General features: G+C 69.1%; 19 protein-coding genes. 11 read left to right on the top strand and 8 right to left on the bottom strand.

What is annotated here, in order from left to right; genetic code table 11:
• Nucleotides 1-79: 79 nt before the first annotated feature.
• The 5 genes from ugpQ to ugpB form a co-directional block, all read right to left on the bottom strand.
• Nucleotides 80-823 carry a glycerophosphodiester phosphodiesterase gene (gene ugpQ, locus KAK07_RS12735; RefSeq protein ID WP_210854044.1) on the bottom strand — a complete coding sequence of 248 codons (744 nt, stop codon included), beginning with the start codon at nucleotides 821-823 and terminating at the stop codon, nucleotides 80-82.
• Nucleotides 820-1887 (bottom strand): sn-glycerol-3-phosphate import ATP-binding protein UgpC, encoded by a 1068-nt coding sequence (locus KAK07_RS12730; protein WP_210861120.1) that lies wholly within the window; start codon nucleotides 1885-1887, stop codon nucleotides 820-822. The genes ugpQ and KAK07_RS12730 overlap by 4 nt, the downstream gene beginning before the upstream one ends.
• 3 nt (nucleotides 1888-1890) lie before the next feature.
• Nucleotides 1891-2745, bottom strand: coding sequence for a sn-glycerol-3-phosphate ABC transporter permease UgpE (gene ugpE, locus KAK07_RS12725; protein ID WP_210854042.1), 855 nt, complete (start codon nucleotides 2743-2745; stop codon nucleotides 1891-1893).
• 83 nt (nucleotides 2746-2828) lie between these two features.
• Nucleotides 2829-3710, bottom strand: coding sequence for a sn-glycerol-3-phosphate ABC transporter permease UgpA (ugpA, locus tag KAK07_RS12720; protein WP_210854041.1), 882 nt, complete (start codon nucleotides 3708-3710; stop codon nucleotides 2829-2831).
• 36 nt (nucleotides 3711-3746) lie between these two features.
• Nucleotides 3747-5048 (bottom strand): sn-glycerol-3-phosphate ABC transporter substrate-binding protein UgpB, encoded by a 1302-nt coding sequence (gene ugpB, locus KAK07_RS12715; protein ID WP_210861119.1) that lies wholly within the window; start codon nucleotides 5046-5048, stop codon nucleotides 3747-3749.
• Nucleotides 5049-5298: 250 nt separating this feature from the next.
• On the opposite strand from ugpB, the gene KAK07_RS12710 reads away from it, so the two are divergent.
• The 4 genes from KAK07_RS12710 to ubiE are packed head-to-tail and all read left to right on the top strand — an operon-like array spanning nucleotide 5299 to nucleotide 10812.
• Complete coding sequence (locus KAK07_RS12710) at nucleotides 5299-9216, top strand: DUF3683 domain-containing protein (protein ID WP_210861234.1); 3918 nt, start codon at nucleotides 5299-5301, stop codon at nucleotides 9214-9216.
• Nucleotides 9216-9650, top strand: coding sequence for an HIT family protein (locus KAK07_RS12705; protein WP_210861117.1), 435 nt, complete (start codon nucleotides 9216-9218; stop codon nucleotides 9648-9650). Before KAK07_RS12710 ends, KAK07_RS12705 begins: the two co-directional genes overlap by 1 nt.
• A 14-nt stretch (nucleotides 9651-9664) precedes the next feature.
• Entirely contained in the window at nucleotides 9665-10066 is a 402-nt protein-coding gene (locus KAK07_RS12700) for a gamma-butyrobetaine hydroxylase family protein (RefSeq protein ID WP_210861115.1), read from the top strand.
• A gap of 14 nt (nucleotides 10067-10080) precedes the next feature.
• A complete protein-coding gene (gene ubiE, locus KAK07_RS12695) occupies nucleotides 10081-10812 on the top strand; it encodes a bifunctional demethylmenaquinone methyltransferase/2-methoxy-6-polyprenyl-1,4-benzoquinol methylase UbiE (protein ID WP_210861114.1) in 732 nt (243 codons plus the stop codon).
• 513 nt (nucleotides 10813-11325) lie between these two features.
• Here ubiE and KAK07_RS12690 read toward each other — a convergent pair.
• Complete coding sequence (locus KAK07_RS12690; RefSeq protein ID WP_210861112.1) at nucleotides 11326-11979, bottom strand: hypothetical protein; 654 nt, start codon at nucleotides 11977-11979, stop codon at nucleotides 11326-11328.
• Between the two features lie 199 nt (nucleotides 11980-12178).
• Here KAK07_RS12690 and galE point away from each other — a divergent pair, with 199 nt between their 5' ends.
• From galE to ubiB, 3 genes are read left to right on the top strand one after another with little or no spacing between them, the layout of a single operon-like run.
• Complete coding sequence (gene galE / locus KAK07_RS12685; RefSeq protein ID WP_210861110.1) at nucleotides 12179-13204, top strand: UDP-glucose 4-epimerase GalE; 1026 nt, start codon at nucleotides 12179-12181, stop codon at nucleotides 13202-13204.
• A 46-nt stretch (nucleotides 13205-13250) separates the two neighbouring features.
• Complete coding sequence (locus KAK07_RS12680; protein ID WP_210861108.1) at nucleotides 13251-13772, top strand: hypothetical protein; 522 nt, start codon at nucleotides 13251-13253, stop codon at nucleotides 13770-13772.
• A gap of 8 nt (nucleotides 13773-13780) precedes the next feature.
• The gene (ubiB, locus tag KAK07_RS12675) at nucleotides 13781-15337 is read left to right on the top strand and encodes a ubiquinone biosynthesis regulatory protein kinase UbiB (RefSeq protein WP_375140984.1); all 1557 of its coding nucleotides are present in this window, start codon (nucleotides 13781-13783) and stop codon (nucleotides 15335-15337) included.
• 108 nt (nucleotides 15338-15445) lie between these two features.
• Here ubiB and KAK07_RS12670 read toward each other — a convergent pair whose 3' ends face one another.
• A complete protein-coding gene (locus KAK07_RS12670) occupies nucleotides 15446-16669 on the bottom strand; it encodes a hypothetical protein (protein ID WP_210861107.1) in 1224 nt (407 codons plus the stop codon).
• Between the two features lie 155 nt (nucleotides 16670-16824).
• Nucleotides 16825-19128, bottom strand: a complete 2304-nt coding sequence (locus KAK07_RS12665; RefSeq protein WP_210861105.1) for an Ig-like domain-containing protein — start codon at nucleotides 19126-19128, stop codon at nucleotides 16825-16827.
• Nucleotides 19129-19492: 364 nt separating this feature from the next.
• Between KAK07_RS12665 and KAK07_RS12660 the strand changes: the two genes are divergently transcribed.
• The 4 genes from KAK07_RS12660 to aspS all read left to right on the top strand — a co-directional run bounded on the left by KAK07_RS12660 (nucleotide 19493) and on the right by aspS (nucleotide 23976).
• Nucleotides 19493-20968, top strand: a complete 1476-nt coding sequence (locus KAK07_RS12660; RefSeq protein ID WP_210854715.1) for a high affinity choline transporter 1 — start codon at nucleotides 19493-19495, stop codon at nucleotides 20966-20968.
• Between the two features lie 114 nt (nucleotides 20969-21082).
• Nucleotides 21083-21385, top strand: coding sequence for an FmdB family zinc ribbon protein (locus tag KAK07_RS12655; protein WP_210854714.1), 303 nt, complete (start codon nucleotides 21083-21085; stop codon nucleotides 21383-21385).
• Nucleotides 21386-21403: 18 nt separating this feature from the next.
• The gene (locus KAK07_RS12650; protein ID WP_210854713.1) at nucleotides 21404-22066 is read left to right on the top strand and encodes a DUF502 domain-containing protein; all 663 of its coding nucleotides are present in this window, start codon (nucleotides 21404-21406) and stop codon (nucleotides 22064-22066) included.
• 119 nt (nucleotides 22067-22185) lie between these two features.
• Nucleotides 22186-23976, top strand: coding sequence for an aspartate--tRNA ligase (gene aspS, locus KAK07_RS12645; RefSeq protein ID WP_210854712.1), 1791 nt, complete (start codon nucleotides 22186-22188; stop codon nucleotides 23974-23976).
• Nucleotides 23977-24015: the final 39 nt, after the last annotated feature.

Raw genomic sequence — 24015 nt, 5'->3', positions numbered from 1 at the left:
CGGGATGAGGAGCCGCAGCGTGGGCCCATCAGCCCCTGAGTCCCATCCCTAGTGCCCTGTCCGCGCTAGGGGAGCGGGTTCAGCCGGCGTTCGCGTCGAAGCGGTCCACCGCGTCGGTGATCAGCCCGTCCACGCCGACGCTCAGGAGGCGCTGCGCCTGCGCCGGCTCGTTGACCGTGTAGCACAGCGCGCGCATCCCGGCGGCATGCAGCCGCTCGCACAGCGCGCCATCCATCAGGCGGAAGTTGGTGATCACCGCCACGCAGCCCAGCTGCTGCGCCACCGCCCACCAGCCCGGCCAGTCGGTGTCCACCAGCAGCGCCCGCGGCAGTTCGGGGGCGGCATCCCGCGCGCCAGCCAGCGCCTCGGGACGGAAGGAACTGAGCAGCGGCACGCGCGTGCGCCCGGCCCAGCGGTGCGCCACCTCGGCGGCCACCAGGCGGCCGGTGCGTTCCTCATCACCAGGCGTGGGCTTGATCTCCAGATCGAGGTCGAAGTCGTTGCGCTGCAGCCAGGTGGCGATGGCCGCCAGCGTGGCCGGCGGTTCGCCGGCGAAGGCGGCGCTGTGCCAGCCGCCCGCATCCAGCTGCGACAGCGCCGACCAGGGCAGATCCGCCGCACGGCCCTGGCCGTTGGTGGTGCGCTCCAGCGTGGCGTCGTGCAGCAGGAAGGCGACGTCGTCGCCCGAGAGCTTGACGTCGCACTCGAAGGCCCGGTAGCCGTGGCGCGCGCCTTCGCGGAAAGCGGCCAGCGTGTTCTCGGGCGCCAGCTTCCCGGCGCCGCGGTGGGCGATCCAGCGCGGCAGCGGCCAGTCGCCGGTCATGCGGCGTCCACCCGCTGGCGGCTGCCGGGGTCGAACCAGTGCAGGTGCGCGGCGTCGGCCGACACGCCGAGGGTCTGGCCCGCCTGCGGCGCCGGCAGCGTGCTGTCGATGCGAAGCGTGAAGCCCTGGCCCAGCACCTGGCCGTGCACCAGGCGCTCGGCGCCCAGCATTTCCACCGTCTGCACCTGCATCGGCCAGCCGGCCGGGTCGATCCGGGCATGCTCGGGGCGCAGCCCCAGCACCAGTGCACCGGCGCGCGGCGCGGCCGCCGGCAGCGCCACGGATTGGCCCTGGTGCGAGAAGGCTGTGCCGGCGGCTTCGCCGTCCAGCAGGTTCATCGGCGGCGAGCCGATGAAGCCGGCGACGAAGGTGCTGGCCGGGCGGCTGTAGACCGCCTCGGGCGTGCCGAACTGCTCCATTCGCCCGCCGTTCATCACGATCATGCGCTGCGCCAGCGTCATCGCCTCGACCTGGTCATGGGTGACGAACAGGCTGGTGATGCCCAGCTCGCGGTGCAGCTTCTGGATCTCCAGCCGGGTCTGGGCGCGCAGCTTGGCGTCGAGGTTGGACAGCGGCTCGTCGAACAGGAAGACCTGCGGCTGGCGCACGATCGCGCGGCCCATGGCCACACGCTGGCGCTGGCCGCCAGACAACTCGCGCGGCCGGCGCTCCAGCAGGTGGCCCAGCTCCAGGATACCGGCGGCCTTGCGCACCCGCTCGTCGATCTCGGCCTTGGGCCGGCCGGCGATCTTCAGGCCGTAGGCCATGTTGTCGTAGACGCTCATGTGCGGGTAGAGCGCGTAGTTCTGGAAGACCATCGCGATGTCGCGCTGCGAGGGCTCGAGCTGGTTGACCACCCGTGCGCCGATCGCGATCTCGCCGCCGGTGATCTCCTCCAGCCCGGCCACCATGCGCAGCAGCGTGCTCTTGCCGCAGCCCGAGGGACCGACGATGACGATGAACTCGCCGTCGGCGATCTCGGCGTCCAGCCCGTGGATCACCTTGTTGAGCTTGGCGCCATGGCCATAGGCCTTCTCGACGCGGCGCAGGGAAATGCTTGCCATGGCTTATTTCTCGGAGTCGACCAGGCCCTTGACGAACCATTTCTGCATGAAGATCACCACCAGCGCCGGCGGCAGCATCGCCAGCATCGCCGTGGCCATCACCACGTTCCACTCGGTGTAGGCCTCGCCGGCGATCAGGCGCTTGATGCCCATGACGATCGGGTACATGCCCTCGTCGGTGGTCACCAGCAGCGGCCACAGGTACTGGTTCCAGCCGTAGATGAACTGGATCACGAACAGCGCCGCGATGCTGGTGGTCGACAGTGGCAGCAGCACGTCCTTGAAGAAGCGCAGCGGGCCGGCGCCGTCGATGCGCGCGGCCTCCACCAGTTCGTCGGGCACGGTCAGGAAGAACTGGCGGAACAGGAAGGTGGCAGTGGCGCTGGCGATCAGCGGCACGGTCAGGCCGGCATAGCTGTTGAGCATGCCCAGCTGCGACACCACCTCATAGGTGGGCCCGATGCGCACCTCCACCGGCAGCATCAGCGTGACGAAGATCATCCAGAACACCAGCCCCCGCAGCGGGAAGCGGAAGTAGACGATGGCAAAGGCCGACAGCAGCGAGATCGCGATCTTGCCCAGCGCGATGACCAGCGCACTGACCAGGCTGATGCCCATCATCGGCAGCGCCGGCGGCACCGTGGAGCCGGCGCTGGTCTGGCCACCCAGCAGCGCCAGGCGGTAGGTCTCGAGCAGGTGGCTGCCGGGCCAGATCGACATCGGTCGGCCCTGGGCGATCTCCTCGGCGGTGTGGGTGGAGGCCACGAAGGTCAGCCACACCGGGAACACGATGACCAGCACGCCCAGCACCAGCACCAGGTGGGACAGCAGCGTGGCGACGGGGCGTCGTTCGATCATGTCAGTACCGCCCGGCCGTTCCGAAGGTACTGACAGCCCCCTCGGGGGGTAGCGAACGAAGTGAGCTTGGGGGCTTCATGTTGTCAATACTGAACCTTGCGCTCGACGAAACGGAACTGCAGCACCGTCAGCGCCACCACCACCACCATCAGCACCACCGACTGCGCGGCAGAGCCGCCCATGTCCAGCGCCTTGAAGCCGTCGTAGTAGACCTTGTAGACCAGGATGGACGTGTCCTTGCCCGGGCCACCGCTGGTGGCCGCATCGACGATCGCGAAGGTGTCGAAGAAGGCGTAGACGATGTTCATCACCAGCAGGAAGAAGGCGGTGGGCGACAGCAGCGGGAACTGCACCGTCCAGAAGCGCCGCCACGGGCCGGCGCCGTCGATTGCTGCGGCCTCGATCAATGACTTGGGGATCGCCTGCAGCCCGGCCAGGAAGAACAGGAAGTTGTACGAGATCTGCTTCCACACCGCGGCCACCACGATCAGCGTCAGCGCATGGCCGCTGTCGAGCAGGTGGTTCCACTCGATGCCTAGCCAGCCCAGACCGTGGCTGACCACGCCCAGGCCCGGCATGAACAGGAACATCCACAGCACGCCCGCCACCGCCGGTGCCACTGCATAGGGCCAGACCAGCAGCGTGCGGTAGAAGCGCGAGCCGCGCACCACGCGGTCGGCCATCACCGCCAGCAGCAGCGACACCGCCAATCCGGTGCCCGCCACCAGCGCGGAATACAGCGCGGTCAGCTTGAACGAGTCCAGATAGGCCGGATCGCTGAACAGGCGCTCGAAATTGGCCAGGCCGACAAACTCGGTGCTGGTGCCGAAGGCATCCTGCTGCAGCACGCTCTGCCACAAGGCCTGCGCGGCAGGCCAGAAAAAGAACACCAGCACGATCGCCATCTGCGGGGCGATCAGCAGCCAGGGCAGCCAGCGGCTGCGGAAGAGGACGCGTTTTTCCATCGCAGGGGCCGCCCCGGGCGGGGGCGGCCATTCAGGTCACTTCTGGGCCTTCTGGAAGCGCTCGAGCTGCTCGTTGCCGCGCGTGATGGCGGTGTCGATCGCCTCCTTGGCGCTCTTCTTGCCGGCCCACACGCCCTCGAGCTCCTCGTCGATGATGGTGCGGATCTGAACGAAGTTGCCCAGGCGCACGCCGCGCGACTTGTCGGTGGTCTTGCGGATCATCTGCGTGACCGAGACGTCGGTGCCCGGGTTCTCCTTGTAGAAGCCCGACTTGTCGGTCAGCTCGAACGAGGCCTTGGTCACCGGCAGGTAGCCGGTGCGCTGGTGGCTCTTGGCGGCCACCTCGGGCTGCGACAGGTAGGCGAAGAAGGCCGCCACGCCCTTGTATTCGGCCGGCTTCTTGCCCGACATCACCCACAGGCTGGCGCCGCCGATCACGGTGTTCTGCGGCGCGCCGGGCACATCCGGGTAGTAGGGCAGGGCGCCGATGCCGTAGTCGAACTTGCCGTTGCGCTTGACGTTGCCGTACAGCGCCGAGGAGCCGGTCATCATCGCGCATTCGCCCGAGACGAAGACCGCATCGGCCTTGTTGCCGCGGCCCTTGTAGACGAACAGGCCCTGCTGGGCCATGTTGGCCAGGTTCTCGATGTGGCGGACATGCAGCGGCGTGTTGAAGGCCAGCCGGGTGTCCAGGCCACCGAAGCCGTTGTTCTTGGTGGCGAACAGCGTGTTGTGCCAGGCCGAGAAGCTCTCCAGCTGGGTCCAGCTGATCCAGCTGGTGGTGTAGGGGCACTTGTGGCCGCTGGCCTTGAGCTTGGCGGCGGCCAGGGCCACCTCGGGCCAGGTGGTGGGCGGCTTGTTCGGGTCCAGGCCGGCGGCCTTGAGCGCGTCCTTGTTGTAGTGGAAGACGGGCGTGGAGCTGTTGAACGGGAAGCTCAGCATCTGGCCATTGGGCGCGGTGTAGTAGCCGGCCACCGCGGGCACGTAGGCGCCCGGGTCGAACTTCTGGCCGGCTTCCTTCATCACCTCGGCCACCGGCTTGATCGCGCCCTTGCTGGCCATCATCGTGGCGGTGCCCACCTCGAAGACCTGCAGGATGTGCGGCGCATTGCCGGCACGGAAGGCGGCGATCGCGGCGGTCATCGACTCGTCGTAGCTGCCCTTGAAGGTGGGGACGATTTTGTAGTCCTTCTGGCTGGCGTTGAAGTCCTTGGCCAGGTCGTTCACCCATTCGCCCAGGGCGCCGCCCATCGAGTGCCACCACTGGACCTCGACCTGTGCCTGCGCGGTGGTGCTCATCAGGCCGGCCACGGCCAGCAGGGCCAAACGTTGCTTCATCGGGATGTCTCCGGGAAAAAGGCGAAGGCGAGAGTCTGTCTCCCGCATGTGACAATCGCGTTGTCGCCGCTCAAGCGGTTCCTGGGCAAGCCGGAGAAACCCGGTTGCCGCTGACCGGGGGCGGCCGCGGTCCCTCTGAGCGGTGTGGTTTGCTGCACTGCGGTAGGATTCGCGCCCACGTTCCGCCGAGCCCACAGCCAGGCGCACCGTGCCCCGCCCGCCCGGCGCCCGGCCCGAGCACCTGCCCGACATGAACGCCCCGCACCCGATCGCTCCCCTGGCGCCCGTCGCCGACCGCCACGACAGCGCGCCCCGGCTGCGCGAGATTCCGTACAACTACACCTCGCTGTCCGACCGCGAGATCGTGCTGCGCCTGCTGGGCCCGCGCGCCTGGGAAGTCCTGAACCGCCTGCGCGAGGAACGCCGCACCGGCCGCTCCGCCCGCATGCTCTACGAGGTGCTGGGCGACATCTGGGTGGTGCAGCGCAACCCCTACCTGGAAGACGACCTGCTGGACAACCCGCGCCGGCGCGCGCTGCTGATCGACGCGCTGCGCCACCGCCTGGGCGAGGTCGAGAAGCGCCGCACGCCCGAGGCCGACCCGGCGCGCGACCAGGCCGTGGGCGAGCTGCTCGCCGCCGCCAGCGCGGCCGTGCAGCGTTTCGATGCGCGCTTCAATGAAGTGGCGGCGCTGCGCCAGCGCTGCCGCCGCCTGCTGGGCCGCCACACCGCCAAGGACAACGTCAAGTTCGACGGCCTGAGCCGCGTCTCGCACGTCACCGACGCCACCGACTGGCGCGTCGAATACCCCTTCGTCGTGCTGACCCCCGACACCGAAGCCGAGATGGCCCACCTGGTGGCCGCCTGTGTCGAGCTGGGCCTGACCATCGTGCCGCGCGGCGGCGGCACCGGCTACACCGGCGGCGCGGTGCCGCTGACCTGGAAGAGCGCGGTCATCAACACCGAGAAGCTCGAGCAGATGACCGAGGTCGAGCTGGTCGAGCTGCCGGGTCTGGCGCAGAAGGTGCCCACGATCTGGACCGGCGCCGGCGTGGTCACGCAGCGCGTGGCCGATGCGGCCGAGCGTGCCGGCTATGTCTTCGCGGTCGATCCCACCTCGGCCGAGGCCTCGTGCATCGGCGGCAACATCGCGATGAACGCCGGCGGCAAGAAGGCCGTGCTGTGGGGCACCGCGCTGGACAACCTGGCCAGCTGGCGCATGGTCACGCCCGAGGCCAAGTGGCTCGAGGTCACCCGCGTCGGCCACAACCTGGGCAAGATCCACGACGTCCCCACCGCCCGCTTCGAGCTGAAGTACTTCGACGCCAGCGGCAAGGTCCTGGAGCGCACCGAGACGCTGGACATCCCCGGCCGCGTGTTCCGCAAGGAAGGCCTGGGCAAGGACGTCACCGACAAGTTCCTCGCCGGCCTGCCCGGCGTGCAGAAGGAAGGCTGTGACGGCCTGATCACCAGCGCGCGCTGGGTGGTGCACCGCATGCCGGCGCACACCCGCACGGTGTGCCTGGAGTTCTTCGGCAACCCCAGGGACTGCGTGCCCTCGATCGTCGAGATCAAGGACTTCATGTTCGACGAGATGAAGCGCCCGGGCGGTGCCATCCTCGCCGGCCTGGAGCATCTGGACGACCGCTACCTGAAGGCGGTGGGCTACACCACCAAGAGCAAGCGCGGTGGCCTGCCGAAGATGGTGCTGGTGGGTGACATCGTCGGCGACGACGAGGATGCGGTGGCGCGCGCCACCTCGGAGGTCGTGCGCCTGGCCAACGGCCGCTCGGGCGAGGGCTTCGTGGCCGTCAGCGCCGAGTCACGCAAGAAGTTCTGGCTCGACCGCAAGCGCACCGCGGCCATCAGCCGCCACACCAACGCCTTCAAGGTCAACGAGGACGTGGTGATCCCGCTCGAGCGCATGGGCGAGTACACGCTGGGCATCGAGCGCATCAACATCGAGCTGTCGCTGCGCAACAAGGTGGCGCTGGCCGACCAGCTCGAAGCCTTCTTCACCGGCGGCGCGCTGCCGCTGGGCAAGACCGAGGACGCGTCCGAGCTGCCCGCCGCCGACCTGATCGAGGACCGTACCCAGCAGGCGCTGGCGCTGGTGCGCGACGTGCGCGCCCGCTGGCAGCACTGGATGAGCCGCCTGGACCAGGTGGATCCCAACGAGACCCGCAGCTGGTTCGACCAGCTGCAGGACGGCAGCCTGCGCGCCTCCTGGAAGCGCGAGTTGCTGCGCCCGCTGCAGACGCTGTTCTCGGGCGCCGTGTTCGCCCCGGTGATCGACGAATGCCGCCGCATCCACCAGCAGGTGCTGCGCGGCCGGGTGTGGGTGGCGCTGCACATGCATGCCGGCGACGGCAATGTGCACACCAACATCCCGGTCAACTCCGACAACTACGAGATGCTGCAGACCGCCCACGAGGCGGTGGGCCGGATCATGGTGCTGGCGCGCAGCCTGGGCGGCGTGATCAGCGGCGAGCACGGCATCGGCATCACCAAGCTCGAGTTCCTGTCCGACGACGAGATCGCCAGCTTTGCGGCCTACAAGGCCCAGGTCGACCCGGAAGGCCGCTTCAACAAGGGCAAGCTGCTGCGCGGCGAGGCCCGCACGCGCCTGGGCGAGGATGTCCACGCGGCCGACCTGACGCACGCCTACACGCCCAGCTTCGGCCTGATGGGGCACGAGTCGCTGATCATGCAGCAGAGCGACATCGGCGACATCGCCAACTCGGTCAAGGACTGCCTGCGCTGCGGCAAGTGCAAGCCGGTGTGCTCCACCCATGTGCCGCGCGCCAACCTGCTGTACAGCCCGCGCAACAAGATCCTCGCCACCTCGCTGCTGGTCGAAGCCTTCCTCTATGAGGAGCAGACCCGCCGCGGCGTGTCGATCGCCCACTGGGGCGAGTTCGAGGACGTGGCCGACCACTGCACGGTCTGCCACAAGTGCCTCAGCCCCTGCCCGGTGAAGATCGACTTCGGTGATGTCTCGATGGCCATGCGCAACCTGCTGCGCAAGATGGGCCACAAGACCTGGCGCCCCGGCAACGCGGCGGCCATGCTGATGCTCAACGCCACCAGCCCCGAGACCATCAAGCTGGCACGCAGCGCGATGGTGGGCGTGGGCATGAAGGCCCAGCGCCTGGCGCACGATGTGCTGAAGCTGGCCGCCCGCAAGCAGACCGCGGCCCCGCCGGCCACGGTGGGCGCGGCGCCGCTGAAGGAACAGGTCATCCACTTCATCAACAAGAAGATGCCCGGCGGCCTGCCCAAGAAGACCGCCCGCGCGCTGCTGGATGTGGAAGACAAGAACTACGTGCCGATCATCCGCGACCCGCAAGCCACCACTGCGGACAGCGAGGCCGTCTTCTACTTCCCCGGCTGCGGCTCCGAGCGCCTGTTCAGCCAGGTGGGTCTGGCCACCCAGGCCATGCTGTGGCAGGCCGGCGTGCAGACCGTGCTGCCGCCCGGCTACTTGTGCTGCGGCTACCCGCAGCGCGGCTCGGGTCAGTTCGACGTGGCCGAGAAGATGATCACCGACAACCGGGTGCTGTTCCACCGCGTGGCCAACACGCTGAACTACCTGGACATCAAGACCGTGGTGGTCTCCTGCGGCACCTGCTATGACCAACTGCAGGGCTACAAGTTCGAGGAGATCTTCCCCGGCTGCCGCATCGTCGACATCCACGAGTTCCTGCTCGAGAAGGGCATCACCCTCGATGGCTCGAAGGGCGGTTTCCTCTACCACGAGCCCTGCCACAGCCCGATGAAGCAGCAGGACTCGCTGAAGACCGTGCGCGCGCTGGTCGGGCCCGCGGTGGTCAAGAGCGAGCGCTGCTGCGGTGAGTCCGGCACGCTGGGCGTGAGCCGTCCTGACATCGCCACCCAGGTGCGCTTCCGCAAGGAAGAAGAGATCCGCAAGGCCGAGGCGGCGCTGCGCGCCACCGGCAGCGTCGGCGCGCAGGACAACCTGAAGATCCTCACCAGCTGCCCCAGCTGCCTGCAGGGTCTGTCGCGCTATGGCGATGACCTGGCCAACGGCCTGCTGGAAGCCGACTACGTGGTGGTCGAGATGGCCCGCCAGCTGCTGGGCCCGACCTGGCTGGAAGACTATGTCGCCCGCGCCAACGCCGGCGGCATCGAGCGCGTGCTGGTGTGATGGCCTGCGAGCTGTGCACCCACCTGGAGACACCGGCCTGGTCGGTGGTGGCCTCCACGCCGCGTCTGCGCGTGGTGCGGGTGCAGGACGCGCCGGATTTTCCGGCCTTCTACCGCGTCATCTGGAACGCCCACGTGGCCGAGTTCAGCGACCTGTCGGCTGCCGACCGCAGCCACGCGATGGATACCGTGGTGACCGTGGAGCGCGCATTGCGCGAGCAGCTGTCGCCCACCAAGATCAACCTGGCGGCGCTGGGCAACCTGGTGCCGCACCTGCACTGGCATGTGATCGCGCGCTTCGAGCGCGACAGCCACTTCCCGCAGCCGATTTGGGGCGCGCGCCAGCGAGACAGCGACATGGACGCGCTGGCCCGCATTGGCCTGGCCCTGCCGGCCGTCGATGAGCGCATCGCCGCGGCCCTGGCCGCACCGTGACGGAGATTTCCCCCATGTCCGCTTCCCCGCTGCCCACCGCCCTGACCCTGCACCAGGCCTCGCGCGTGCTGGAGATCGCCTTCAGTGATGGCGCGCAGTTCCGCATCCCCTTCGAGCTGATGCGGGTGTACTCGCCCTCGGCCGAGGTCATGGGCCACGGCCCCGGCCAGGAGACGCTGCAGACCGGCAAGCGCCAGGTCGGCATCATCGCCATCGAGCCGGTTGGCCACTACGCGGTGCAGCCCAGCTTCGACGACGGCCACGACAGCGGCATCTTCACCTGGGAGTACCTGTACCGCCTGGGCGCCGAGCAGGCGGACCTGTGGTCGCGCTACGAGCAGCGCCTGCAGGAAGCCGGCGTGGACCGCGACGCGCCGATGCCGCCCAAGGCCGGCAGCGCCTGCAGCTCGCACTGATCCAGGAGCGCACCATGTCGCAGACCCATTTCGGTTTCCAGACTGTCGACGAGACCGCCAAGGCCAGCAAGGTCAAGGGCGTCTTCGATTCGGTGGCCTCCAAGTACGACATCATGAACGACCTGATGTCGATGGGCCTGCACCGCGCCTGGAAGGCCTACACGGTGGCGGTGGCCAACCTGAAGGACGGCGACCGGGTGCTCGACATCGCCGGCGGCACCGGCGACCTCTCGCGCGCCTTTGCGCGCAAAGTGGGCGAGCGAGGCATGGTGGTCCACACCGACATCAACGAGGCGATGCTGCGCACCGGCCGCGACCGGCTGCTCGACGAAGGCCTGGCGCTGCCCACCAACCTGTGTGACGCCGAGCAACTGCCCTACCCGGAAGCCAGCTTCGACCTGGTCAGCGTGGCCTTCGGCCTGCGCAACATGACCCACAAGGACATCGCGCTGGCCGAGATGTGCCGCGTGCTGCGCCCGGGCGGGCGGCTGCTGGTGCTGGAGTTCTCGAAGGTGGCGGCGCCGCTGCAAAAGCCCTACGACTGGTACTCGTTCAGCATCCTGCCGCGCATCGGCAGCCTGGTGGCCGGCGATGCCGACAGCTACCGCTACCTGGCCGAGTCGATCCGCATGCACCCCGACCAGGCCACGCTGAAGGCGATGATGAAGACCGCCGGCTTCGGCCATGTGGATGTGCACAACATGACCGGCGGCGTGGTGGCGCTGCACGTGGGCATCAAGTGTTGAACTAGAGCCCCCAGGCTCGCCGCGCTGCGGCTTTGCCACCCCCCGAGGGGGCTGCGCGGGCCTTGGGGCGGCCCGGCGGCCCGCGCTGTCGGCCCCCAGGCTAGCCGCTGCGCGGCGTCGCGCCTGGCAGGCCGCGGGCAGCCTGACGGCTACCCCGCTCGTCAGGCGTGCTGCGTCCACAGGACGCACCACGTCCGGACTCGCCCCCCCGAGGGGGCTGCGCGGGCCTTGGGGCGGCCCGGCGGCCCGCGCTGTCGGCCCCCAGGCTCGCCGCGCTGCGGCTTCGCCACCCCCCAGGGGGGCTCCCGGGCCTTGGGAGCGGCCCGGCGGCCCGGGCTGAGGCCCCCAGGCTAGCCGCTGCGCGGCGTCGCGCCTGGCAGGCCGCGGGCAGCCGGGCGGCTGCCCCGCTCGTCAGGCGTGCTGCGTCCACAGGACGCACCACGTCCGGACTCGCCCCCCAAGGGGGCTGCGCGGGCCTTGGGCGGACCGCCTACCCGCGCGCTCAGGTGTCGGTCAGAAGACGTAGCTGACGCCGATGCTCAGCTGCGGGATCGCCTTGGTCTTTTCCACCTTGTCGCGCAGCTGCGCGGTTTCCTTGGCCACGTCGGCTTGGGCCAGCGGCGAGGCCAGCTGGCCGCGCGGGGTCACGGTGACGCTGGCGGTGCCGATCATCGCGCCCAGGTCGGCGTTGAAGCGCCAGCCGCTGTCGCCCAGGCGATGGCCCCAGCCGATGCCCAGGTAGGGTGTGGTGCTGGGAAAGCGCATTGCCACGGCCAGGCCGTCGGCCGCGGTCAGGGTGTAGGTGCCGTCGCCCACCTGCACGGTGCGGCCGGCGCCTGAGGCATCCAGGTCCAGCTTGTAGTCATTGCTGGTCAGGCCGGCGGTGATGCGAAAGCCCGAGTCCATCGGGAACCAGTCGCCGAACACGGCGAAGCGGCCGGACTTCAGCTTGCCCTGGTAGGCAATGCCTTCCTGGGTGCTGTTGCGGCTGCGGTTGCCGGCGCTGGCCAGGTCGGCGCGCAGGGTGATCTGGTTGTTGATCGGCTGGGCCACGCCCAGCATCAGGCCGGGCGCGCCGATCGCGGTGTAGACCTCGGCAGCCTGGGCAGCGCTGGCAGCGCACAGGGCGGCGGCCACGGTCAACAGGGGCAGGATGGAACGGGACATGAAGACTCCTGGACAAAAGCGCGGCCCGGCCCGGTTGCTGCCGGGGCCGTCGGGGACATGGGTGGGCGCGCCGCCTGCCCGGCGCGCCGCCACTGTCGCCCAACCGCTGCGCCGGCGTCAATATCAAGTCGTAACCGATGTGGCCTGGGCGTAACGACTCAGGGGCATACTGCGGGTTTGTCCTTGTTCGAAGCGCCCCATGCCACGCGTCCTGCTCACCGGTGCCACCGGCTACATCGGCTCTCACACCTGGCTGGCCCTGTGGTCGGCCGGCTTCGAGGTGGTGGGCCTGGATGACTTCTCCAACAGCTCCCCCGAGGTGCTGCGCCGCCTGGCCGAGCTGGGCGGGCAGGCGCCGGTCTTCGTGCAGGCCAGCGTCACCGATGGCGCCGCGCTGGACCGGGTGTTCGCCGAGCACGCGATCGACGCGGTGGTGCATTTCGCCGCCTTCAAGGCGGTGGGCGAGTCGGCGGCCGAGCCGCTGAAGTACTACGCCAACAACCTCGGCGGTCTGGTCAGCACCTGCCAGGCGATGGCCCGGGCCGGTGTCAAGACCTTCGTCTTCAGCTCCAGCGCCACGGTCTACGGCACGCCGCAGTTCCTGCCCTACACCGAAGCGCACCCGCTGGACGCGATGAATGTGTACGGCCGCACCAAGCTGATGGGCGAGCAGATCCTGCGCGACCTGGAGACCGCCGACCCGTCCTGGCATATCGCCTGGCTGCGCTACTTCAACCCGGTGGGGGCGCACGAGAGCGGGCGCATCGGCGAGGACCCGCGCGGCGTGCCCAACAACCTGATGCCCTATGTGCAGCAGGTGGCGGTGGGCCGACGGCCGTTCCTGTCGGTCTTCGGCGGCGACTACGACACGCCGGACGGCACCGGTGTGCGCGACTACCTGCACGTGATGGACCTGGCCGAGGGCCATGTGGCCGCGCTGCGCTACCTGCTGGGCGAGCAGCGCTCCGTCACCGTCAACCTGGGCACCGGCGTGGGCTACAGCGTGCTCGACCTGGTGCGCGCGTTCGGCCAGGCCGCCGGCCGGCCCATCCCGTACCAGATCGTCGATCGCCGGCCCGGTGATCTGCCCAGCTACTACGCCGACGCCACGCGGGCGCGCGAGCTGCTGGGCTGGCAGGCCACGCGCAGCCTCGAGCAGATGTGCGCCGACGCCTGGCGCTGGCAGAGCGGCAACCCGGACGGCTACGCCAGCGCGGGGGCTTGACGCAGCGCGTGGGGCCGGCTCGGGGGCCCTCCTACAATCGCGCCCCATGGCCAACCCGCTGACCGATCTCGTCCTGCCTGCCGCGGCCGCCCGCTTTGTGCTGCTGGCCAACCATGTGCTCACGGCGGCGCCCGTCGCCACCGACCGCCTCAAGGTCCGCCACGGCCGCACGCTGCGCGTGGAGGTCGATGGCTGGCGCATCCCGCTGCCGCCGCCGCCGCCGATGACGCTGCGCATCACCCCGGCCGGCCTGCTCGAGGCCGTGGCCGCGGACGAGCCTGGCGCCGACCAACCCGACCTGCGCCTGCGCGTGGATGCGTCGCAGCCGCTGAGTGCAGCGCGCAGCCTGGCCAGCGGCCAGGTGCCCGAGGTGCATGTGGAGGGCGACGCGGCACTGGCCGCCGACATCACCTGGATCCTGGCCAACGTGCGCTGGGACATCGCGGCCGATCTGGAGCGCGTGGTCGGCGGCCCCTTGGGCGACACCGTCGCGCGGGCCGGCGAGCAGGTGCTGGCCGCCGCCCGGGGCCTGGTGCAGGGTGTCGCCGGCGCGGTGCGCAAACCCTGATGCGCAAGCTGCTGCGGCTCTCCCGCATCATCCTGACCTTCTGGCGCCTGGGCGTCGTCGAGCTGGCACTGCAGACCCTGACCCGCCGGCCCGCCGGCTGGGCGCTGGCGCTGGTGCGGCCGGCGGCCGAGGTCGCCGCCCAGCCCCGCGGCGTGCGCCTGCGCCTGGCGCTGGAGGCGCTGGGCCCGATCTTCATCAAGTTCGGCCAGGTGCTCTCCACCCGGCCCGACCTGGTGCCGCCCGACATCGCTACCGAACTGGCCCATCTGCAGGACCGCGTGCCGCCCTTCCCGGCGGCGCAGTCGCAGGCGCTGATCGAGCAGGCGCTGGGCCGTCCGGTGGCGGAGCTGTTCGCGCAGTTCGAGCCCGAGCCGGTGGCCAGCGCCTCGATCGCCCAGGTGCACTTCGCCAGCCTGCCCGACGGCCGCGAGGTCGCGGTCAAGGTGCTGCGCCCGGGCATGCTGGCGGTGATCGAGGACGACCTGGCGCTGCTGCATGTGCTGGCGGGCTGGGTCGAGCGGCTGTCGGTGGATGGCCGCCGCCTGCGCCCGCGCGATGTGGTGGCCGAGTTCGACACCTACCTGCACGACGAGCTTGACCTGGTGCGCGAGGCGGCCAACGCCGCCCAGCTGCGCCGCAACATGGCCGACCTGCCGCTGATCATCGTGCCGGAGATGCACTGGGACCTGTGCACTGCCAGCGTGATCGTGATGGAGCGGATGAAGGGCATCCCGATCAGCCAGGTCGACCGCCTGCGCGAGGCGGGCGTGGACATCAAGAAGCTGGCGCGCGACGGCGTGACCATCTTCTTCACCCAGGTCTTCCGCGACGGCTTCTTCCACGCCGACATGCACCCGGGCAACATCCAGGTCAGCGTCGACCCGGCCACCTTCGGCCGCTACATCGCGCTGGATTTCGGCATCATCGGCACGCTCACCGAGGTCGACAAGAACTACCTGGCGCAGAACTTCATCGCCTTCTTCCGCCGCGACTACAAGCGCGTGGCCGAACTGCACGTGGAGAGCGGCTGGGTGCCGGCCAGCACCCGCGTCGAGCAGCTGGAAGCGGCGGTGCGCGCCACCTGCGAGCCGCAGTTCGACCGCCCGCTGAAAGACATTTCGCTGGGCCAGGTGCTGCTGCGCCTGTTCCAGACCTCGCGCCGCTTCAATGTCGAGATCCAGCCCCAGCTGGTGCTGCTGCAGAAGACGCTGCTCAATGTCGAAGGCCTGGGCCGCGAACTGGACCCCGACCTCGACCTGTGGGACACCGCCAAGCCTTTCCTGGAGCGCTGGATGGACGAGCAGGTGGGCTGGCGCGCGCTGGTGCGCCGCCTGAAGGACGAGGCGCCGCAGTACGCCCGCCTGCTGCCCGACCTGCCGCGCCTGGTGCACCACGCGCTGGAGCGCCCGCCGCGCGACGACCGCGATCTGCTGCGTGCGCTGCTGCGCGAGCAGCGCCGCACCAACCGCCTGGTGACCATGCTGCTGGTGGCCGCCGGCGGCTTCCTGCTGGGCATGGTGGTGGCCCGGCTGGTCACCCAGGTCTTCGGCCACGGCGGGCTCTGAGCGTCCGCCCTTGCAGGTACGCGCCCGAGGGCGGGCCCCCGAGCGCGGCGGCAGGCCAGGCGGTGAGCGCCGTTGCCAGACGCTCGCCCGCCAGGCCCGCGGGGAGCTTCACTCGAAGCTGATCGGGCCGATGTTCAGGCCGTTCGCGTAGTTGCCATTGCCGTCGGTGGCCGCGGTGAACTGCATGTTGCTGCCCAGCACCTGCACGTGGGCCGAGGCCGTGCCACCCGCCAGCGCGGCGCTGGCGCTGGCATAGCCGCAGGGCGTGGTCAGGGCGAAGCTGCTGATCGGCACGGTGTAGTTCTGCACGCCCGGAGCCGTCACCGCGACCGAGCTGGTCAGAACGGCGGCGCAGCCGCTGATCGACGGGCCCACCAGCAGCAGCGCCAGGTTCGGGTGGTGGTTCATCAGCTCATCGTTGCCCCACACGGCGATCCGCATGTTCGTGTAGCCGCCCACCTTGACCGTGCCATTGGCCGGCGCATTGACGAAGGCGCCGAAGCCCCAGGGCTTCTGGTTCACGTTGATGCCGTAGCCGAAGTAGAAGCTCGGCGTGGCGTCACCCGGGGCGACGCCGTTCCACCAGTACTGGCTCGGCACCGTGGTGTCGATGTAGTTGCCGGCGGTGCCGCCCTGCGTGGAGGTCCAGGTCACCGGGTCGACCTGCGAATAGTTGGCGGCGTAGACCAGCGGCGCCTGAGGACCGCTGCCCTTCTTGGTGGTGTAGACCAGGTCGTCGAAGTAGGTGGTGGTGTCCGCGGCCGGCGGCGCGGTGACCGAGAACTGCGGGAACAGGCTGATCTTGTTGTAGGTCTTGGCCGGGTTGTAGGCGGGCGTGCCGGGCGCCGGCTGGCCCAGGTCGAAGGTCAGCGTTTCCCAGGCGCCACCGACCGTGGTCGTGGCATCGGTCTCGACCGAGGTGGTCGGGTCCAGCGAGTTCTCGACCTTCAGGCGGATCGTCTGGCCGGCTGCCGCGGCATAGACGCGCACGGTGATGATCTTGCTCTTGTCCAGCCCGATCGGCTTGACCGACTTGTCGGTGGCGTTGGTGTACACCGTGGCGCCTGCCCAGGGCTGGCCGGACGGGCCCTTGACGAACTTGGCCACGTTGTTCGGGCGGTTCGCCTTGACCGGGTCCTTGACCATGCCGGCCGACACCAGACCTTCAAACGGGTCGTACAGGGTGCTGGCACTGAAGCTCAGGCAGGTCGTGCCACGGGCGCAGGTCGCTTCGGTGGCGGCCACGGCGGAGGTGACGAAGCCCGTGCCCAGGCACAGGGCCACGGAGAGGGCCAGCGTTGACAGAGGGAAGGTCTTGAGAGAGGCGGTCATGGTCGGAAGCTCCTTGCGGACGGGTGAGGGAGTGGGGTCGTTGCCATCGCGGCGGTATCGCGTCTGAAATCGCTTTCAGATGGGCTCAGTCTTGTGGTGGGCAGGATGGCAAGGGTCCTGCCGGGCTGGCTTGCGTGTCGTGGAAGGTCGGCGCCTCAGTCGGTGGCGCGCAGGTGCGGCCTGGGCAGGCGGGGCGGGTGGGCCTGGGGCCGCTTGTGGCGGATCAGGCCGGTGTTGAGGAAGGTCATCGGGCCGATGTTCAGGCCGTTCGCGTAGTTGCCATTGCCGTCGGCGGGCGTGCTGTACTGGACGTTGTCGCCGAGCACCTGGATGTGGATCTCGGCCACGCCGCCGATCAGGGCCGCCGTCGGCGTGGTGAAGGCGCAGGGCGTCTGCAGCACCAGGCTGGACATCGGCACGGTGTAGGCGCGCGGCCCGGTGCCGGTGACCTGGAAGCTGCCCTGCAGCACCGCGGCGCAGCCATTGATCGTCTTGCCGACCATCAGCACCGTCAGCGTGGGCAGGGTGCGCATCAACTCGTCGTTGCCCCAGACCTCGATCTTGAAGCTGCCGTACTGCGCCACGCGCGCCGCGCCATTGGTGGGCGCCTTCACGGCGGCGGCAAAGCCCCAGGGCTTGCTGGCCACATTGATGCCATACCCGAAGTAGTAGTTGGCCGGCGTGGTGTCCGATCCCGGGGCCGAGCCGCCCCACCAGTACTGGGTGGTGACGCTGCTGTCGATGTAGGTGATCGCGTCGCCGCCTTCGGCCGAGATCCAGGCATTGCCGGACGCTGAATAGCTGCTGGCGAACTTGCCGCCGACCAGGTCGATCAGGTCGACACCGCAGCTGTCACCACCGCCACCACCGGTGTCGGCGGCGTACTTCAGTTCGTCGAAGTAGGTGGTGGTGTTCGCGGCCGGCGGGGCGCTGACCGAGAACTGCGGGAACAGGCTGACCTTGTTGTAGGCCTTGCAGGGGTCGTAGGTGCCCGCCACCGGTGCCGAGAAGTCGAAGGTCAGCGTCTCCCAGACGCCTGCCTGGGTGGTCAGGGCTTCGGCCTCGAGCGAGGTGAGCGAGTCGGCCGCATTCTCGATCTTCATGCGGATGGTCTGGCCGGCCGCCTCGGCATAGACCCGCAGCGTGACCAGCTTGCTGGTCGACAGCCCCACCGCAGCCACCGAGTTGTCGGTGGCCGCGGTGTAGACGGTGGCACCGGCCCAGGGCTGGCCGCTCGGGCCCTTGACGAACTTGGCCACCTTGTTCAGCGCATTGACCGGATCGGCCGATTGCTCTGCCGTGACCAGTCCCTCGAAGGGCAGGTAGCCGACGTTGGCACCGGCGAAATCCAGGCAGGGCGCACTGGTGCAGGTGCCGGTGTCGCCCGAGGTCACGCGGGTGTCGAAGCTCTGGCTGGCGCTGGCTGCCGCGGTGTTGGCGTTGCCGCTGAGGTCGCTGAAGCGGCCGGCGGCCACGCTGACGCTCATCACGCCGCTGGCGTTGGTGGGGGGTGTCACGGCCAGCCGCGCGGTGGTGGCGTCAACACGTTGCAGCGTGCCCGCGGTGCCGCCGGTCACGGCGATGTCGCCCGCCGTGAAGCTGCTGCCCACGTCCTCGCTGAAGGTGAAGGTGAAGGTGACCACGCCGCTGGCCGGGTCGGTCAGGACGTTGTCGGTGATCAGCAGCGTCGGCGGCGTCACATCGGCCGTGGTGAGGTAGTCCTGGTGGGCGGAGGCACCCACGGTGTTGGCGTGGCCCGCCAGGTCGATCACCGAGCCCGGTGCCACGCTGACCGACAGCCTGCCGGTGCCATTGGCCGGCGGCAGCATGCGCAGCGTGGCCACGCTGCCGCTGACACGGGTGAAGGCGCCGACGCTGCCGCCCGAGGTGCTGATGTCCGCCGCCGTGAAGGACGAGCCGATGTCCTTGCTGAAGTGGAAGGTGAAGGTGACCGGCCCATCGGCCACGTCTGCGGCCACGTCGTCGGTGATCGACACGGTGGGCGGCAGGTCGGTGTCGTAGTCCTGGCTGTGCGTGATGCTGGTCGTGTTCAGGTTGTTCGCGGCATCGAAGAACTTGCCCGCCCCGATCGTGATGACGATCGAGCCGACGGTGTCGGGCAGGGGCGTCACCACCAGGGTGGCCGAGCTGTTGCTGGTCACCGTGAACGCGCCCTTGGTGCCGCCGGTGAGGCTGACGCCCGCGGTGTTGAACGAGGTTCCCACCGGCTCGCTGAAGGTGAAGGTGAAGGTCACGTCGCCAGAGGCCTTCACGCCGTCGGCCACATCGTCGGTGATCGTCAGCGTGGGGGGCGTGGTGTCGGTGGAGGTGCCGCCGCCGGTGGGCTCGGACACGGTGACCGGCGGCGGGGTGGCGCTGCCGCCGCCGCAAGCGGCCAGCACCAGGCAGGCGGCCAGCAGGCTGGCAGCCAGGGAGAATCGGTTCGCAAAGGCGTTCATGCGGGTCGGGCCTTTCGGTCAGCCGTAGCCGCCTCCGTGAGGCGGCCGCTGGGGCGTCGGGTCGGGATCTGGGCCGTCGGATCGGGAAGGGATGAGATGGTTGAAAGCGCTTTCAGACAAGCTTAGGGTCGAGCGTTGGCCTTGACAAGGCGCCGGCCTTGTCGCTTTCCCTAGGGTCTGCGGCCAAACCGCCCGATCAACGGGTTTGTCCTAGCGCGGGTCTCCCCGGGTGACCCGGGTGACGGCGGGGCGCAGGGGTCGCGCCGGCATCGACGCCGCACCGCAACCGGGCCGCCGCTGCCGCGATAATCGCCCCCGGCCGCGTTGGGGCGGCCGCTTCCTGCCAGACCCTCAAGTTCGCGCCATGAACACCACGCTGATCGTCTTCGTCGTGCTCTACCTGCTGGGCACGCTCGGCCTGGGCCTGTGGGCCGGCACGCGCATCAAGAACACCAGCGACTTCGCGATTGCCGGCCGCAGCCTGCCGCTGATCATGGTGATCACCACCACCTTCGCCACCTGGTTCGGCGCCGAGACGGTGATGGGCATCCCGGCACGCTTCGTCCAGGGCGGCCTGGGCGCCATCGTGGAAGACCCGTTCGGCGCCGGCACCTGCCTGATCCTGGTGGGCGCCTTCTTTGCGGCCAAGCTGTACCGGCTGAACCTGCTGACCATCGGCGACTTCTACCGCGAGCGCTACGGCAAGGGCGTCGAGGTCTTCTGCTCGCTGGCCATCATCCTGAGCTACCTGGGCTGGGTGGCGGCGCAGATCACCGCGCTGGGCCTGGTCTTCTCGGTGCTGACCGACGGTGCGATGAGCGAGACCGCCGGCATGATCGTCGGCACGCTGGCGGTGCTGATCTATGTGGTGGTGGGCGGCTTCCTGGCGGTGGCCTGGACCGACTTCATCCAGATGATCGTGCTGGTGGTGGGCCTGTCGGTGATCGCCATCTTCTCGGCCGACCTGGCCGGCGGCGCCGACAAGGTGCTGGCCGTGGCCACCGACAAGGACCTGTGGAAGTTCTTCCCCGAACCCAGCTTCACCGAGATCGCGATGTTCCTGGGCGCCGCACTGACCATGATGCTGGGCAGCATCCCGCAGCAGGACGTGTTCCAGCGCGTGATGTCGGCCAAGGACGCGCAGACCGCGCGCCGCGGCGCGATGATCGGCGGCTTTGCCTACATCCTGTTCGCCTTCGTGCCCATGTTCATCGTGATGAGCGCGGTGGTGGTGCTGGGCCAGCAGGCCCTGGACCTGGCCGAGAACGACTACCAGCGCCTGCTGCCCACCTTCGTGCTGGGCCAGATGCCGCTGATCATGCAGATCCTGTTCTTCGGCGCGCTGCTGTCGGCCATCAAGAGCACCTCCTCGGCCACGCTGCTGGCACCCTCCACCAGCTTCGTCGAGAACATCGTCAAGAACCTGCGCGGCCCGATGAAGGACCGCGAACAGCTGCTGGCGATGCGCTGGACCATCGTCATCTTCGCCGCGCTGGTGCTGGCCTATGCGATCGCGATGAAGGGCACGCCGATCTACGACCTCGTCTCGGCCGCCTACCAGGTGACGCTGGTCGGCGCCTTCGTGCCGCTGGTGATGGGCCTGTACTGGCAGCGCGCCACCACCCAGGGCGCGATCTTTTCGCTGGGCGCCGGCGTCGGTGTGTGGATCGTCTTCTTCCCGCAGGTCAGCGACTTCGGCCAGGCCTTCCCGGGCCAGCTGGCCGGCCTGATCGCCGCCTTCGTGGGCATGATCGCCGGCTCGCTGGCGCCGCAGTGGCTGAAGAACCGCCACGTGCACAAACAGCACGTCGAAGGCCTGCCCGACGCGCCGGGGGCTTGAAGCCGGGCGCCATCGTCCCCACCTTCGCCCTCTCGGGCGACCTCCCCGCCGGCCTGGGCAACCAGCGACGGGGCGGTCAATTTATAATCAACGGTTTTGTGTGAGGGACAGGTCATGCCGATCTACGCCTATCGCTGCGGCGCGTGCGGCCACACCAAGGACGTGCTGCAGAAGATGTCCGATGCCCCGCTGACGGTCTGCCCCGCCTGCGGTGCCGAGCAGTTTTCCAAGCAACTGACTGCCGCCGGCTTCCAGCTCAAGGGCTCGGGCTGGTACGCCACCGACTTCAAGGGCGGTGGCGCCGCCGCTGCATCCACCGCCGCTGCCGCGCCGGCCGCCGCTCCTGCGGCTGACAGCAGCGCGCCTGCCGCACCGTCGGGCGGCACGCCCTGCGGCGGCTCCTGCGCCTGCCATTGACCCGGGACACCCCCTGACGTGAAAAAGTACCTGCTCGCCGGCCTGCTGACCTGGCTGCCCCTGGCCATCACCGTCTGGGTGCTGCTGTGGGTGCTGGGCATGATGGACGGCATGTTCGCCGGCGTGCTGTCGGTGGCGCAGGTGCTGCTGCCGCACAGCGCCTACGACTTCCTTGACGCGCTGCGCCGGATCAAGGGCCTGGGCGTGGTGGTGATGGTCGTGCTGCTGGTGCTGACCGGCGTGTTCGTCACCAACATCTTCGGCCAGTGGTGGGTGCGGCAATGGGATGCGCTGCTCAACCGCATCCCCATCGTCAAGTCGATCTACAGCTCGGTCAAGCAGGTCTCGGACACGCTGTTCTCCAGCAACGGCAACGCCTTTCGCGAGGCGGTGCTGATCGAGTACCCGCGTGCCGGCGCCTGGACGATCGCCTTCGTCACCGGCACGCCCGGTGGCGACGTGGCCGACCAGTTGCCGGGCGAGCACGTGGGCGTCTACGTGCCCACCACGCCCAACCCCACCTCGGGCTTCTTCCTGATGCTGCCGCGCACCGCGCTGCGGCCGCTGCAGATGAGCGTGGACGAGGCGCTCAAGTACATCATCTCGATGGGCGTGGTCGCGCCCCCGGCCGAGGCCCCGCAGCCCCGGCCGGAGGAGGCTGACCCCAACCGGGCGGGCTGAATGCCTGGCCCGGCATTCAGTCCTGAGGGCTGACCGCTCCACCCCCGAGGCACGACAACACCTCTGCGGCGCCCGCGCGGCACCGCCACCTCACCAGTTTCCGTACGGAGAAGCATCCCATGCGTACCACCTACTGTGGCCTGGTCAGCGAAGCGCTGATGGACCAGACCGTGACCCTGATGGGCTGGGCCCATCGCCGCCGCGACCATGGCGGCGTGATCTTCATCGACCTGCGCGACCGCGAAGGCCTGGTGCAGATCGTCTGCGACCCCGACCGCCCCGAGATGTTCAAGACCGCCGAGGGCGTGCGCGGCGAGTTCTGCCTGAAGGTCGTCGGCAAGGTCCGGGCCCGCCCGGCCGGCACCGAGAACGCCAACCTCGTTTCCGGCAAGGTCGAGGTGCTGTGCCATGAGCTGGAAGTGCTCAACGCCAGCGTCACGCCGCCGTTCCAGCTCGACGACGACAACCTCAGCGAGACCGTGCGCCTGACGCACCGCGTGCTGGACCTGCGCCGCCCGGCGATGCAGAAGAACCTGATGCTGCGCTACCGCGTGGCGATGGAAGTGCGCAAGTTCCTCGACGCCAACGGCTTCGTCGACATCGAGACCCCGATGCTGACCAAGTCCACGCCCGAGGGCGCGCGCGACTACCTGGTGCCCAGCCGCGTGCACGACGGCCAGTTCTTCGCGCTGCCGCAGAGCCCGCAGCTGTTCAAGCAGCTGCTGATGGTGGCCGGCTTCGACCGCTACTACCAGATCACCAAGTGCTTCCGCGACGAGGACCTGCGCGCCGACCGCCAGCCCGAGTTCACGCAGATCGATATCGAGACCTCCTTCCTCACCGAGGAAGAGATCCGCGCGATGTTCGAGGGCATGATCCGCACGGTGTTCAAGAACGCCATTGGCGTGGACCTGCCGGTCTACCCGGTGATGAGCTACGCCGACGCGATGTTCAAGTACGGCTCGGACAAGCCTGACCTGCGCGTCAAGCTGCAGTTCACCGAGCTGACCGAGGTGATGAAGGACGTCGACTTCAAGGTCTTCTCCACCCCCGCCACCACCCCGGGTGGTCGCGTGGTGGCGCTGCGCGTGCCTGGCGGCGGCGAGATGAGCCGCGGCGAGATCGACGGCTACACCGAGTTCGTCAAGATCTACGGCGCCAAGGGCCTGGCCTGGGTCAAGGTCAATGATGTGGCCAAGGGCCGCGAGGGCCTGCAGTCGCCGATCGTCAAGAACCTGCACGATGCCGCGATCGCCGAGATCCTGGCGCGCACCGGCGCCTGCAATGGCGACCTGATCTTCTTCGGCGCCGACAAGGCCAAGGTGGTCAACGACGCGATCGGCGCGCTGCGCATCAAGATCGGCCACTCCGAGTTCGGCAAGTCGCATGGCCTGTTCGACGACGTCTGGGCGCCGCTGTGGGTGGTCGACTTCCCGATGTTCGAGCACGACGAGGAGGAGGACCGCTGGAACGCGGTGCACCACCCGTTCACCAGCCCCAAGGACGGCCACGAGAACCTGATGGACACCGACCCCGGTGCCTGCATTGCCAAGGCCTATGACATGGTGCTCAACGGCTGGGAACTGGGCGGCGGCTCGATCCGTATCCACCGCGCCGAGGTGCAGTCCAAGGTCTTCGATGCGCTGAAGATCACGCCCGAGGACGCCAAGGTCAAGTTCGGCTTCCTGCTGGATGCGCTGCAGTACGGTGCGCCGCCGCACGGCGGCCTGGCCTTCGGCCTGGACCGCCTGGTCACGCTGATGACCAAGGCCGAGTCGATCCGCGACGTCATCGCCTTCCCGAAGACCCAGCGCGCCCAGTGCCTGCTGACCGGCGCGCCCAGCCTGGTCGACGAGAAGCAGCTGCGCGAACTGCACATCCGCCTGCGCAACCCGCAAGCGGCCGCCTGAGCGCACGGAGCGCGCTGAGCGCCATTCAGGGGCCCTGCG

It is taken from the genome of Ideonella alba, from assembly GCF_018069875.1.
GTDB classification, from domain to species: Bacteria; Pseudomonadota; Gammaproteobacteria; order Burkholderiales; family Burkholderiaceae_C; genus Ideonella; species Ideonella alba.
The sequence above is the reverse complement of the archived record's forward strand: the minus strand, read 5'-3'. Positions and strand labels throughout refer to the sequence as shown.

Bases quoted from the DNA above. Each gene is read 5' to 3' on its own strand.
- KAK07_RS12655 (WP_210854714.1), top strand. From the start codon at position 21,083: ATGCCGATCTACGCCTATCGCTGCGGCGCGTGCGGCCACACCAAGGAC.
- KAK07_RS12710 (WP_210861234.1), top strand. From the start codon at position 5,299: ATGAACGCCCCGCACCCGATCGCTCCCCTGGCGCCCGTCGCCGACCGC.
- KAK07_RS12700 (WP_210861115.1), top strand. From the start codon at position 9,665: ATGTCCGCTTCCCCGCTGCCCACCGCCCTGACCCTGCACCAGGCCTCG.
- galE (WP_210861110.1), top strand. From the start codon at position 12,179: ATGCCACGCGTCCTGCTCACCGGTGCCACCGGCTACATCGGCTCTCAC.
- ugpE (WP_210854042.1), bottom strand. From the start codon at position 2,745: ATGATCGAACGACGCCCCGTCGCCACGCTGCTGTCCCACCTGGTGCTG.
- KAK07_RS12665 (WP_210861105.1), bottom strand. From the start codon at position 19,128: ATGAACGCCTTTGCGAACCGATTCTCCCTGGCTGCCAGCCTGCTGGCC.
- ugpB (WP_210861119.1), bottom strand. From the start codon at position 5,048: ATGAAGCAACGTTTGGCCCTGCTGGCCGTGGCCGGCCTGATGAGCACC.
- aspS (WP_210854712.1), top strand. From the start codon at position 22,186: ATGCGTACCACCTACTGTGGCCTGGTCAGCGAAGCGCTGATGGACCAG.
- KAK07_RS12660 (WP_210854715.1), top strand. From the start codon at position 19,493: ATGAACACCACGCTGATCGTCTTCGTCGTGCTCTACCTGCTGGGCACG.
- ugpQ (WP_210854044.1), bottom strand. From the start codon at position 823: ATGACCGGCGACTGGCCGCTGCCGCGCTGGATCGCCCACCGCGGCGCC.
- KAK07_RS12730 (WP_210861120.1), bottom strand. From the start codon at position 1,887: ATGGCAAGCATTTCCCTGCGCCGCGTCGAGAAGGCCTATGGCCATGGC.
- ubiE (WP_210861114.1), top strand. From the start codon at position 10,081: ATGTCGCAGACCCATTTCGGTTTCCAGACTGTCGACGAGACCGCCAAG.
- ugpA (WP_210854041.1), bottom strand. From the start codon at position 3,710: ATGGAAAAACGCGTCCTCTTCCGCAGCCGCTGGCTGCCCTGGCTGCTG.
- KAK07_RS12680 (WP_210861108.1), top strand. From the start codon at position 13,251: ATGGCCAACCCGCTGACCGATCTCGTCCTGCCTGCCGCGGCCGCCCGC.
- KAK07_RS12690 (WP_210861112.1), bottom strand. From the start codon at position 11,979: ATGTCCCGTTCCATCCTGCCCCTGTTGACCGTGGCCGCCGCCCTGTGC.
- KAK07_RS12705 (WP_210861117.1), top strand. From the start codon at position 9,216: ATGGCCTGCGAGCTGTGCACCCACCTGGAGACACCGGCCTGGTCGGTG.
- KAK07_RS12670 (WP_210861107.1), bottom strand. From the start codon at position 16,669: ATGACCGCCTCTCTCAAGACCTTCCCTCTGTCAACGCTGGCCCTCTCC.